The following is a 12,428-nucleotide window of genomic DNA, read 5'->3' as shown; positions in this document are numbered from 1 at the left end:
AGGTCTGGCGCACAGGCTCGTCCGCACGCATCGGTCGGCAGAACCCTAGCCAGGAAAACGCTTGCCCACGACCGCGCCGCCCGAGTAGCGTCGAGGGCGTCCCCGCCGGAGCGGTCGCTCCCGAAGGCGCCGCGGACACCCCGATCGGAGTCGACCGTCTCGTGAGAGAAGCCCGTCCCTCGCAGGCCCCGCTGCTGCTCGACCGCCGTCACCCCGGCCGCTCGGCCCTCCGGCTCCTCGGCCGCTACCGGCCGCGCGTCGCCGTCGCCGTGCTGTTCTTCGCGGTGAAGGACACTCCGCTCTGGCTGCTCCCGGTCGTCACCGGCGCGATCGTCGACGTCGTCGTCGCCGGCGGTCCGGAGTCGACGCTGTGGCTCTGGGCCGGCATCGCCCTGCTCGCGCTGCTGCAGAACTACCCGAACCACGTGATGTACACCCGGCTCTACATGAGCGCCGTGCGCCAGACCGGGACGGACCTCCGCAACGCCCTCGCGGCCCGCCTCCAGAACCTCTCGATCGGCTTCCACTCCCGCGCCAGCTCCTCGGTCGTGCAGACCAAGGTCGTCCGCGACGTCGAGAACATCGAGACGATGTACCAGCAGGTCGGCCACCCGCTGCTCTCGGCGACGATGGTGGCGATCGGCGCGGTCGTGATGACCGCGATCGAGGTGCCCGCGTTCCTCCCGGTCTACGCCTGCGCCATCCCGCTCGCGGTGCTGCTGCGCGCCTTCCTCGGCCGCCGCTCGCGCCGGAGCAACGAGCAGTTCCGCCGCGAGGTCGAGCACTTCTCGGCGCGCGTCGGCGAGATGGCGACGCTGATCCCGATCACCCGCGCGCACGGTCTCGAGCAGACCGCGGTCGACCGGGTCGCGGCGGGCGCCGAGGGCGTCCGCTCCGCCGGCTACAGCCTCGACCTGCTGAACGGCCGCTTCGCATCGCTCTCCTGGGTGAGCCTGCAGCTGCTGGGCATCGGCTGCCTGGTGCTCGCCGCCTGGGTCTCGATCAGCGGCTGGCTGCCGATCACGCCCGGTCAGGTCGTCCTGCTCAGCTCCTACTTCGCCCTGCTGACCGGCGCGATGACGAACCTGCTGATGCTGCTGCCGGTCATCGCCCGCGGCACGGAGTCGATCCGCTCGATCGGCGAGCTGCTCGAGGACCCGGACCTCGAGCAGAACGAGGGCAAGGCCCGAGCGGCCGAGGTGCGCGGCCGGATCCGGCTCGAGGACGTGACCTACCGCTACGGCGCGGTCAGCACCGGCGTCGAGGACGCCGCCGCCGAGGACGGCACCGGCGTCCGGACCAGCGTCGGCGTGCAGAGCATCGACCTCGACATCGAGCCCGGCCGGACCGTCGCCTTCGTCGGCTCCTCCGGCTCCGGCAAGTCGACGATGCTCAACCTCGTGCTGGGCTTCCTCCGCCCGACGGGCGGCCGCATCCTCCTGGACGGCGTCGACGCCGAGACGCTCGACCTGCGCACCTGGCGCCGCTCCGTCTCCGTCGTGCCGCAGGACTCGGTGCTCTTCGAGGGCTCGATCCGCGACAACGTGGCCTACGGACTGACCGGCGTCGGCGAGGAGCGGATCATCGCCGCCCTCCGCGACGCGAACGCGCTGGAGTTCGTCCGCGAGCTGCCGGACGGCCTCGACGCGGTCGTGGGGGAGCGCGGCGCGCGCCTCTCCGGTGGTCAGCGCCAGCGCATCGCCATCGCCCGCGCCCTGGTCCGCGACCCGCGTGTCCTGCTGCTCGACGAGGCCACCAGCGCGCTCGACCCGGAGTCGGAGGCCGCCGTCAAGGAGGCACTGCTGCGGCTGATGCGCGGCCGCACCACCCTCGTCGTCGCGCACCGGCTGTCGACGATCCGCTCGGCCGACACGATCGTCGTGCTCGAGCGCGGGCGGATCGTCGAGACCGGCAGCCACGAGGAGCTGCTCGCGGCGGGCGGGCGCTACGCGACGCTGCACGCGGTCCAGGCGGGGCGCTGAGCCGGCACGCCTGCACCACGGCTCAGCCCTGCGGCCGCCCGACGCCGATCGACCAGGCGAGCGGCGGCGGTGTCCCGTTCAGCGCCCACTCGCCGACGATCCGCTGCTTGTAGATCACCGGGTTGTGCGCGCCGACCGTGCGGGCGTTGCGCCAGTGCCGGTCGAGCGCGGCGCCCGTCGCGACCCCGGACGAGCCCAGCGCGTCGAAGAGCAGGGTCGCGGCGCGCGGCACCGACTCGGTGAGCAGCACCTGAGCCCGGTACACCTCGGCGCCGGCCGCCGGCACCAGCGAGGGATCGTCCGCCGCCTCGCCCACCGCTTCCGCCGCGACGAGTACCGCGGCCCGGGCACCGAAGGCGATCGCCGAGATCGCGCCGACGACCTCCTGGATCTGGGCGTCGTCCCGCCCGTGATCGGCCAGGCCGTGGCTGTAGACCCGCGAGCGGGTGCGGACGGCGGCGATCGCGTCCCGCTCGACAGCGGCGGCGATCCCCGCCAGCACCGCGAGCAGCTCGAGCTGGAAGAACGGCGTCTGGTGCGGCGCGCGCAGGACCGAGGCGAAGACGTGCTCCGGCTCGACGACCGCGTCGGTGAACACCGTGGTGCCGCTGCCCGAGAGCCGCTGGCCGAAGCCCGACCAGTCGTCGGTCGCGACGACACCCGGCTGATCCACGCGCACCACCACCGCGGTGTCCGTGCCGTCCTCGCGGCGCACGACGACGTCGGTCCAGTCGGCGAAGATCGTGCCGGTGGAGTAGTACTTGGTGCCGTTCACCACCAGCTCGTCGCCCCGGCGGGTGAGCGTGGTCTGCGTGACGCCGACCGCGGCCGTGCCGATCTCGCTCCAGGCGTTGCCGACCAGCTCGCCCGCGGCGAGCCGGCGCAGCCAGCCGTCGCGCGCCGGTGACGGCGGGAAGGACAGCTGGTCCTCGACGAAGGCGAAGTGACCGCGAAGCGCCTGCGCGACGTTCGAGTCCGCCGTCGCCAGCTCGATCAGCAGCGACGCGGTCTCACGCAGCGTGAGCCCGCGGCCGCCGTGCTCGACCGGCACCCGCAGACCGCCGAAGCGAGCCGCGCGCAGCCGCTCGATCGGCTCGAAGGGAAGCGCGCGGTCGAGCTCGCGCTGGACGGCGCCCGCCGCGATCCCGTCGAAGACCGGGCGGAAAGCGGCGCGCGCCTCCGCGAGACGCTCGGATCCTGTGCCGCTCATGTGTCCGTCGCCGCTCACGTGTAGAGGGAGAGCGGCTGGACGTCGCCGGTCAGGTAGTTCGCGCCGACCTCGAGCTTCTTGTAGTCGACGGGGTCGTGCAGCGAGTGGGTGCGGACGTTCCGCCAGTAGAGGTCGAGGCCGATCGAGCTCTTCGCGGAGGAGGAGCCGGTCGCCTCGTAGATCCGGGTCGTCACGTCGAGCGCGAGCGCGTCCGTCACGATCTTCACCTTCGCGATCTCGATCGCCTGAGCGGCGCGCGACTCGGCCGTCACCGCCGCGCCGCGGGCGACCTCGGCGTCGTGCAGCACGCCGACCCGGTCGGCCAGCGCCTCCGCCGCCGCCGTGTGCGCGACCAGCTCGCCGTAGAGGCGGCGCACGAACGGATCCTGCGCGTAGGTCTCGACGCCCGAGAGGAACCAGGAGTTCTTCCTGCCGAGCGTCAGCCCGCGGCCCTTCGCCAGCGCGCCCTGCGCGATGCCGAGGTACAGATTGCCGAAGCCGAGCTGGATCGACGGCGTGATCAGGGTCGCGAACGGCTCGTCGACCAGCGCGCCGAGGATCTCGGTCGCGTCCACCCGCACGCCGGTGAAGCGGACGGACCCGGAGGCGCTCTGCCGCTGGCCGAGGTAGTCCCAGTCGCCGAGCGGCTCGATGCCCGCGCGGTCGCGGGGGAGCACGAACGTCAGCGTCTCGCCGGAGCGGTCGCCGCCGGAGATCACCGCGTTGACCAGCACCGCGTCGCCCGAGGAGACCCCGGTCGAGAAGCGCTTGAGCCCGTTCAGCTCGAAGCCGTGGCCGCGGGGCGTCAGCTCGAGGTCGGGGTCGACCGGGTTCACCGAGTCGCCCCAGAGCCACCGGCCCTCGATCGTCGCGCGGTAGAAGCGCTCGCGCTCCGACTCCGGCGCCGAGAACGCGATGTTGGCCGAGTTGACGTAGTGGTACAGCAGGATCTGCGCGAGCGAGGCGTCCGCCGCGGCGAGGATCCGGATCACCCGGAACGCCGTGCTCCAGACCGCGCCGCCGCCGCCGTACTCGGCGGGGTCGAGCAGATTCACGAGTCCCGAGGAGCGCAGCGGCTCGAGCTCGGTCGTCGGGTCGAGGTTGCCGCGGTCGCGCTCGAGGACGTCGGTCGCGAGGGTCTCGGCGACGCCGGACGCGACGGCGTCCCAGTGCGCGTGCTCGGCGGCGGTCGCAATGCGGTCCCAGTGCGAGCGGGGACGCTCCGGGCGGGACTCGGGGCTGGTCGGGGCAGGGGCGGTCTGTGTCATCGGACGGGCTCCGGGTCGAGGGCGGGCAGGACGGAGAGGACGCTGTCGGGCAGTCCGTCGGCGGCGCTGGGCGAGCCGACGTACGCGTCGCGGTAGGCGGCGGCCGGGTGCGAGTCCTTCACGCGGGCGCTGCCCGGGCCCTGGAGGTACTCGCGGAGGGTCGAACCCTCGTACTCCTCCCAGACCCGGCCGCGCCTCCGCAGCTCGGGGACCGCGAGGTCGACGAAGTCCTCGAAGGTGCCGGGGGTGACCACGTAGGCGAGGTTGAAGCCGTCGATCCCGGCGACGTCGACCCAGCGCTCCAGCTCGTCCGCGACGGTGCTCGGCGAGCCGACGATCACCGGGCCGATGCCACCGATGCCGAGGTACTCCGCGACGTCGTCCGGGGTCCAGGCGCGGTCGGGGTCCGCCTTCGTGAAGATCGAGAGCGCGCTGCGCACCGCATCGGTGTCGACGTAGTCGAGCGGCACGTCCGCCGGGAACTGCGAGAGGTCGAGCCCCGACCAGCCGCCGTAGAACGCGAGCGCCCCCTCGCGGGACGAGTACGTCTTGAAGTCGGCGTACTTGGCCTGCGCCTCGGCGTCCGTCTCGGCGACGATGACGGTCGCGAGGATGAGGATCTTCGGGTCGGTGCGCGCGCGGCCGTGCTTCTCCGCAGCGTCGCGGATGGCGTCCGTGGTCCGCCGGGTCAGCTCGGGCCGGATCGCGTTGATGAAGACGGCCTCGCCGTGCTTCGCCGAGAAGTCGATGCCGCGCGGCGAGGCTCCCGCCTGGAAGATCACCGGCGTGCGCTGCTGCGACGGCTCGGAGAGGTGGATGCCCGGCACGCGGTAGTGGGTGCCGGAGTGGCCGATCGGGTGCACCTTGCGCGGGTCGGTGAAGACGCCGCGCTCCCGGTCGCGCAGCACCGCGCCCTCCTCCCAGGAGCCCTCCCAGAGCTTGTAGCTCACGTCGAGGAACTCCTCGGCGATGTCGTAGCGCTCGTCGTGCGGGATCTGCCGCTCGAGGCCGAGGTTCTGCGCGGCGCTGTCGAGGTAGGAGGTGACCACGTTCCAGCCGATCCGGCCCTTGGTGAGGTGATCGAGTGTGGAGAGCCGGCGCGCGAGCGCGTAGGGCTGCTCATAGGTCGGCGAGATCGTGACGCCGAAGCCGAGGTGCTTCGTGGCGGCGGCCATCGCGGGGATCTGCAGCAGCGGGTCGTTGACCGGGACCTGCGCCGAGTCGATCAGCGCCGGCCCGACGGAGCCGCGGTAGACGTCGTAGACGCCGAGCACGTCGGCGAGGAAGAGCGCGTCGAAGGTGCCGCGCTCGAGCGTCTTCGCGAGGTCGATCCAGTACTCGAGATCGTTGTAGCGGTCGGCCTGCGAGTCGGGGTGCCGCCAGAGGCCGGGCGCCTGGTGGCCGACACAGGTCATGTCGAAGGCGTTAAGGACGATGCGGGACGCCATGGGATTCCGTTCGGTTCGGGGCTGGTGCGCTTCGGACCCTAGGAGGGACGACCGACACCGCGTCGGCGCGCGCGCAACCCGGCGTAACGAACGGCCCCCGTGTTGCGCTGTGTGACGCCGCGTTGCGGTGGATGACCGGCCGGCGTGACGAGCCGCCGCGCCACCGCCACGATGGCCAGCAGCACCGCCCGCTCCTCCGCGGATCCGGCGCCCCACAGCATCCCTCTCCTCCCGAAGCAGGCCCTCCCATGCGATTCCGCTCCCTCACCTCCGCGGTGGCGCTCCTCGCCGCCGCGACGCTGGTCCTCACCGGCTGCTCCCTCAAGGAGGAGTCCTCCGGCGCGAACGGCGCGAACGCCGCCGCCGAGGCGACCACCGCCGCGGCCTCGACCGCCGATGTCCCGAGCCTCGAGGGCAAGACGGTCGGCATCGCGGCGAAGGACATCGTCCACGACTTCTCCCGCATCGTGTACCAGTCGGTGCAGGACCGCGTGGAGGCGCTCGGCGGCACCGTCGTCGCCACCCAGGCCGAGGCCAAGGACGACAAGCACGTCTCGGACATCGAGAACCTCGTCTCGCAGAAGCCCGACGCGATCATCGTGATCCTCGGCGACGCGACCACCCTCGCGCCTGCGCTGAAGGAGGTGCACGACGCGGGGATCCCGCTCTTCACCATCGACAACGTGTCGGAGTACTCCGAGAACAACGTCACCAGCGACAACTGGCAGATCGGCTCGACCCTCGCCCGCACCATCGCCGAGGACATCGGCGGCTCCGGCCAGATCCTGGTCTTCAACGGCTTCCCGGGCGTCGCGCCCTGCCGCATCCGCTACAACGAGCTCAAGCTCGTGCTCGAGGACTACCCGAACATCTCGATCCTCCAGCCCGAGCTGCAGGACAAGTACGAGGGCACGATCGAGGACGCGAAGCAGCAGATCGGCGACGCGCTCTCGCGCTACCCGAAGGGCGAGATCTCGGCCATCTGGTCCTGCTGGGACACCCCGCAGATCGGCGCCGCGCAGGCCGTCGACGCGGCGGGCCGCGACGAGATCAAGATCTACGGCGTCGACGCCGACCAGGGCGCGCTCGACCTGATCGCCGACCCCGACTCCTCCTACACCGCGACCGTCGCGCAGCAGAACCTCGCCATCGGCGCCGGCTCGGCCGACAACGTGGCCCGCTTCCTCGGCGGCGAGGCCGACTCGGTCACGCCGACCACCTACTTCGCTCCGGTGCTCATCGACAAGGCGAACATCGCCGAGAAGACCGCGGAGCTCGGTCTCGGTGGCTAGTCCCGCGGGCGATCAGCCGCCGGCCCTCGTGATGGCGGGGATCTCCAAGTCCTTCGCCGGAGTCCCGGTGCTGCGCGACGTCGGGCTCATTGTCGGCCGCGGCGAGGTCGTCGCCCTGGTCGGCGAGAACGGCGCGGGCAAGTCCACGCTGATCAAGATCCTCACCGGCCTCTACTCGGCCGACGCGGGCTCGATCGCGATCGACGGGGAGCCGGTGGCGATCACCGCCCCGCGCGACGCCGAGCGGGCCGGCATCCGGGTCGTGCACCAGGACCGGCACCTCGCGGGCCGCCTGACCGTGGCGGAGCAGCTCTACCTCGGCCACGAGAGGCTGCGCCGCCGGGGCACCTCGGCCGAGGCCGTGCTCGCCGAGCTGGTCGGCCTCGTCGTGCGCGGCGACACCCTCGTCGACGACCTCACCGTGGCGGAGCAGCAGCAGCTGCAGATCGCCCGGGCGCTGCTGGTCGAGCCGCGCCTCCTGGTGCTCGACGAGCCGACCGCGCCGCTGGCCGCCGGGGAGGTGGCGGCGCTGTTCGCCTCGATCCGCCGGCTGCAGGCCCGCGGCGTCGCGGTGATCTACATCTCGCACTACCTCCAGGAGGTGCAGCGCGTCGCCAGCCGGGTGGTGGTGCTGCGGAACGGCGCGAACGTCGGCGCGCTCGACCTGATCGACGGCGACGCCGAGCAGGGTGCCCGGATCGTCGAGCTGATGCTCGGCCGCGACGTGGAGGAGTTCGCGCTCCGCTCCGACCGGGTGGTCGCCGCCGACGTCGCGCCGCTGCTCGAGATCGAGGCGCTCACCGTGCCCGGCGCGCTCGACGCCCTCGATCTGACGGTGCGCCCCGGCGAGATCGTCGGCGTCACCGGCCTCGTCGGCTCCGGGGTCGACGTGCTCGCGGACGCCGTGGTCGGCCTCGTCCGCCGCAGCGGCCGGGTGCGCGTGGCCGGCACCGCCACCTCCTCCGCCCGGGCCTTCGTCGCCGCGGGCGGCGGCTACGTGCCGAGCGACCGCCGGCGCGACGGCGTGCTCCTCGCCCACACCGTCCGGGAGAACCTCTCGATCGCCTCGCTCGGGCGGATCAGCCTGGGCGGCCTGCTGCCCAGCCGCCGCCGCGACCGGGCGCTCGCGCTCGAGCAGATCGCCGCGCTCGACGTGCGCCCCGCCGATCCGGAGGCCGTGGTCGGCACGCTCTCCGGCGGCAACCAGCAGAAGGTCGCGCTCGGCAAGTGGCTCGCCGCCGGCTCGCGCGTGCTCGTCCTCGATCAGCCCACCGCAGGCGTCGACGTCGGCAGCCGCGCGGCCGTCTACGCGCTGGTCAACCGCCTCGTCGACGAGGGCGCCGGCATCCTCCTCGTCTCGCTCGACCTCGAGGAACTCGTCGGCCTCGCCGACCGCGTCCTGGTGCTGCACCGCGGCGCCGTGCGCGCCGAGCTGCCCCGCACCGAGCTGAGCACCGACCGCGTGCTCGCGATCGCGTCCGGCGCCGTCGACGCACCCGCCTTCGACGCCTCCGACCTCGACGCCCGGGAGAGTGCCCGATGACCCTCACCACCGCACCCACCGACGACGCGACGACGGAGGCGCCCGCCGCGCCGCGCGCCCGCCGCCGCGGCATCGGCGCCCTCGCCCTGATCGGCTACCTCGTCGTCGTCCTCGAGATCGCGGTGTTCAGCGCCGCCTCGCCGGTCTTCGCCACCGGCGGCAACCTCTCGACGATCCTGATCCAGGCCGTGGTCCCCGCGATCGCCGGCTTCGGCCTCGCGATCGTGGTGATCACCGGCGGCGACGACGTCGTCCGCGGCGGCATCGACCTCGCCTCCGGGCCGATCGTCGGCCTCTCCGGCGTCGTCGCGGCGGTCGCGCTGACCGCGGGTCTCGGCGCGGTCCCCGCCGTGCTCCTCGCCCTCCTCGTCTCGATCGGCTTCGGCGCGATCAGCGGCACGGCCGTCGTGCTCGGCCTCCGCCCGCTGCTCGCCACGCTCGCCGTCTCCGGCATCGTCGGCTCCGTCGTCTTCCTCGCCACCGACAACGTCAAGGTGCCGGTCGCGGATCCGCTGTTCGACTGGCTGCGGGGCGGCGCCGTGCTCGGCGTCCCGGCGCCGGTCGTGGTGCTCGCCGTCGTCACGGTGGCGACCGCACTCGCCGTCGGGCGGACCCCCTGGGGCACCCGCAGCTACGCCGTCGGGCAGAACCCGACCGCGGCCAGCGTCGCGGGCGTCTCCGTGTGGCGCCACGTCCTCACCAGCTACCTGCTCTCCGGGCTCCTCGCCGGGATCGCCGGGCTGCTGCTCGCCGCGCGCCTCGCCGCCGCCGTGCCCGGGATCGGCAACCAGATCCTGCTCGACATCATCGTCACCGCCTACCTCTCGGTCGTCTTCTCGCGCCGCTTCGTCGTCACGATCGGCGGCACGCTGCTCGCCGCCGTCTTCGTGGCGGCCCTCGGCAACGGCTTCACCCTGATCGGCATCGACAGCCAGTGGGTCGGCGCGATCAAGGGGCTGCTCATCCTGCTCGTCCTCGGCCTCGCGGCCCTGCGAGAGAGAGGGGTCCGCTCGTGACCGCCGTCGCCCTGCCCGTGTCCGAGTCCCGCCGGGCCCTCGCCGTCCGCCTGCTCGCGCCCGGCGCGGTCGTGCTCATCCTCGCCGTCTTCGGCACGAGCGTGCCCGGCTACTTCGCGCCGACCAACCTGCTCAACGTCGCGAGCGCCGGTGCACTGCTGCTGATGGCGGCGTGCGCGATGACCCTCGTCGTCCGCGCCGGCGGCATCGACCTCTCCATCGGCATCGCGATCGACCTCGCGGCGCTGGCCGCGACGGCGCTGATCGCCGACGGCTACGTGACCTGGTTCGCCGTGCTGATCGGCCTCGGCTTCGGGATGCTCGCCGGCGTGGTGAACGCGGTGCTGGTGATCGTGCTGCGCATCCGCGCCTTCCTCGCGACCCTGTCGGTCTGGTTCATCGGCACCAGTGCGCAGCAGCTGCTCACCGGCGGCGGCGCGCCGATCTACCTGCGCCGCCAGGAGACGCCGGACGCCTTCGCCGCCTGGGGCAACGCGACCGTACTCGGCATCGGCACTCCGGTGCTGCTGGCGATCGCCGTCGCCGTCGCGGTCTGGCTGCTGCTGGACCGCACCCGCTGGGGCCGCGTGCTCACCGCGGCGGGGGAGCAGCCGGGCGCCACCCGCATCGCCGGCCGCCGGGTCGGGATCTCGCTCGCCTCCGCGTTCATCGTGGCGGCGCTGATCGGCGCCCTGGCCGGCATCGCACTCGCCTCGCGCAGCTACGGCTACTCGCCGGCGAGCGGCCAGCTCTACGTGCTGGATGCGATCGGCGCGGTCTTCATCGGAGCGACGCTCTCGGCGCACGGGCGGCCCAACGTGCTCGGCACGGTGATCGGCGTGCTGATCTTCGGCCTGATCAACAACGGCCTCGTGCTGCTCGGCGTCTCGTTCTACTGGCAGGGCCTGGTCCGCGGATCGGTGCTGCTGCTGCTCCTGCTGGCGACCGCGCTGCTGCGGCGCGAGTCGATCGCGCCGCCGCTGAGGACCCTGCTCACCTCGCGGAGCTGACGAGACGGGCGCAGCGCGCCACCGTCGCGCGGCGCACGTCTCGACCGGTCGGCGCATGCTCCTTCCAAACTAGGATCAGCAGTGCGCCGATCATCGGAGGAGACGTTCATGACAGACCTCGCCACAAGCCCGCCCCCGATCACGAGCTCGAGAGGGCCGGAGTCGGAGTCCGCCCTGGAGGCGCAGCTCCGGATCGTCGTCGGGCTCGCCGAAGGTGCCACCGAGTCGGAGATCGCCGGTCGGCTCGAGCTCTCGCCGGGTGCCGTGCACGAGCATCTCCGCAGCGTTCTCGCCCGGCTCACGCCGGAGGTGCTCGCCATCGTCACCCACGCCGAGCTGACCGACGGTCTCGATGCACTGTGGCGGGCCGTCCGCCGCAGGGGAGGCGACGAGCGGACACTCGTCGCGCTCCTCACGGAGCAGGCCTCGCTCCTCGCCAGGCAGCAGTCGTCGGGCGGCGGGTTGATCCAGGCCGAGGCCGACTTCCTCGTCGAGTCCGGCACGATGACCGCCGAGGAGCTCGCCGAGGCCGAGGCGGAGGTCGCGCGCGGCGAGCTGGCCGATCTCGAGCGGCGCACCCGGCTGCAGGCGATCGTCGACTCGTTCGGCACCGCCGAGGTGGCCGCGCGACTCAGGATCGATGAGACGCGCGTGCGCCACCGGAAGGCGAAGGACGGCCTGTACGCCTTCAAGGTCGGCTCGAAGCTGCGGTTCCCGGCCTGGCAGTTCACGGACGACCGGGAGCGGCCGATGCTGCCCGGCGTCCCCGCCCTCGTGAGGGCGATCCCGGCCGACATGCACCCCGCGAGTGTCCACGGCTTCATGACCACGCCGCAGGAGGAGCTCCTCATCGGCGAGACGTCGGTCACGCCGGTGCGGTGGCTCATCGGGGGAGGCGATCCGCGGGAGGTCCTCGCCGCTCTGGCCGAGTTCGACGAGTCGTGAAGGTCCCGCTCACCCCACCGGAGTCCTTCGTCACCGGGCCCTCGCACCTCCGGGAGTACTCCGGTCCGCTCTGGCGCGTGTACCGGAGCGCCGGGGAGCATGCGGGGACCTGGAACGCTCTGCGTCACCACGGACCGGTGCCGGGGATGCGCTTCGACCCGCACCCGCCCCCTCCGGGGGACCACCCGACCGTCGGTGTCCTGTACGCGGCGACGGATGCCGTGACGTCGCTCGGCGAGACCTACCAGCGTCGACGGGTCGTCGATTGCGTTCAGAACGCTCCGCGGCTCGTGGGCTGGCGTCCGTCCCGTCCGCTGACGCTCCTCGATCTCACCGGTCAGTGGCCGGTCCACAACGGGGCCGCCGCAGCGATCCAGATGGGGTCGAAGCGTGCGACGCAGGCCTGGGCCCGGGCGATCGAGGAGCGCCTCGGCAGCATCGACGGGCTGTGGCACCTGTCGGCCATCACCGGGAAGCCGGTCGTCACGCTGTTCAGCCGCGTCGAGCGGGAACCCGCCTTCCCGTCACGACCGAGCTTCGACAGGGCCCTGAACGACGTGACCGCCGACGCGGTGGTCCTGGTCGCCGCACAGCGGTTGGGCTTCGCCGTGCTCGGAGATCTCTCGCCGCGCTGACCCCGCCGAGGTGACCGGGCGGGACGCCGGAAGGGGGCTGCCGCGCTGTGTCGCACTGCAGCCTCCTCTTCGGTCCGGA

General features: G+C 72.8%; 10 protein-coding genes. 7 read left to right on the top strand and 3 right to left on the bottom strand.

Annotation, left to right across the window (positions count from 1 at the left end):
- Positions 1–161: 161 nt before the first annotated feature.
- Positions 162–1,982 (top strand): ABC transporter ATP-binding protein, encoded by a 1,821-nt coding sequence (locus tag HQQ86_RS19645; protein ID WP_173290223.1) that lies wholly within the window; start codon positions 162–164, stop codon positions 1,980–1,982.
- Between the two features lie 22 nt (positions 1,983–2,004).
- Here HQQ86_RS19645 and HQQ86_RS19640 read toward each other — a convergent pair whose 3' ends face one another.
- Genes HQQ86_RS19640 through HQQ86_RS19630 form a run of 3 tightly spaced genes read right to left on the bottom strand, consistent with a single transcriptional unit; the run spans position 2,005 to position 5,908 of the window.
- Entirely contained in the window at positions 2,005–3,192 is a 1,188-nt protein-coding gene (locus HQQ86_RS19640) for an acyl-CoA dehydrogenase family protein (protein WP_173290221.1), read from the bottom strand.
- A gap of 14 nt (positions 3,193–3,206) precedes the next feature.
- Entirely contained in the window at positions 3,207–4,460 is a 1,254-nt protein-coding gene (locus tag HQQ86_RS19635; RefSeq protein WP_173290219.1) for an acyl-CoA dehydrogenase family protein, read from the bottom strand.
- Positions 4,457–5,908, bottom strand: a complete 1,452-nt coding sequence (locus HQQ86_RS19630; protein ID WP_173290217.1) for an LLM class flavin-dependent oxidoreductase — start codon at positions 5,906–5,908, stop codon at positions 4,457–4,459. Before HQQ86_RS19630 ends, HQQ86_RS19635 begins: the two co-directional genes overlap by 4 nt.
- 248 nt (positions 5,909–6,156) lie before the next feature.
- Here HQQ86_RS19630 and HQQ86_RS19625 point away from each other — a divergent pair, with 248 nt between their 5' ends.
- The 6 genes from HQQ86_RS19625 to HQQ86_RS19600 all read left to right on the top strand — a co-directional run bounded on the left by HQQ86_RS19625 (position 6,157) and on the right by HQQ86_RS19600 (position 12,349).
- Positions 6,157–7,200 (top strand): sugar ABC transporter substrate-binding protein, encoded by a 1,044-nt coding sequence (locus HQQ86_RS19625; RefSeq protein ID WP_173290215.1) that lies wholly within the window; start codon positions 6,157–6,159, stop codon positions 7,198–7,200.
- Positions 7,193–8,743, top strand: coding sequence for a sugar ABC transporter ATP-binding protein (locus tag HQQ86_RS19620; protein WP_173290213.1), 1,551 nt, complete (start codon positions 7,193–7,195; stop codon positions 8,741–8,743). Before HQQ86_RS19625 ends, HQQ86_RS19620 begins: the two co-directional genes overlap by 8 nt.
- The gene (locus HQQ86_RS19615; protein WP_173290211.1) at positions 8,740–9,759 is read left to right on the top strand and encodes an ABC transporter permease; all 1,020 of its coding nucleotides are present in this window, start codon (positions 8,740–8,742) and stop codon (positions 9,757–9,759) included. The genes HQQ86_RS19620 and HQQ86_RS19615 overlap by 4 nt, the downstream gene beginning before the upstream one ends.
- On the top strand, positions 9,756–10,769 hold the full coding sequence (locus tag HQQ86_RS19610; protein WP_173290209.1) for an ABC transporter permease: 1,014 nt from the start codon (positions 9,756–9,758) through the stop codon (positions 10,767–10,769). Before HQQ86_RS19615 ends, HQQ86_RS19610 begins: the two co-directional genes overlap by 4 nt.
- 108 nt (positions 10,770–10,877) lie before the next feature.
- Positions 10,878–11,714, top strand: a complete 837-nt coding sequence (locus HQQ86_RS19605) for a hypothetical protein (RefSeq protein WP_173290207.1) — start codon at positions 10,878–10,880, stop codon at positions 11,712–11,714.
- A complete protein-coding gene (locus tag HQQ86_RS19600; RefSeq protein ID WP_367948745.1) occupies positions 11,648–12,349 on the top strand; it encodes an RES family NAD+ phosphorylase in 702 nt (233 codons plus the stop codon). Before HQQ86_RS19605 ends, HQQ86_RS19600 begins: the two co-directional genes overlap by 67 nt.
- Positions 12,350–12,428 lie beyond the last annotated feature (79 nt).

Source organism: Rathayibacter sp. VKM Ac-2857 (assembly GCF_013205025.1).
Lineage (GTDB): Bacteria > Actinomycetota > Actinomycetes > Actinomycetales > Microbacteriaceae > Rathayibacter.
Note: the sequence above shows the minus strand (reverse complement) of the source record. Positions and strands in the feature narration are given on the sequence as shown.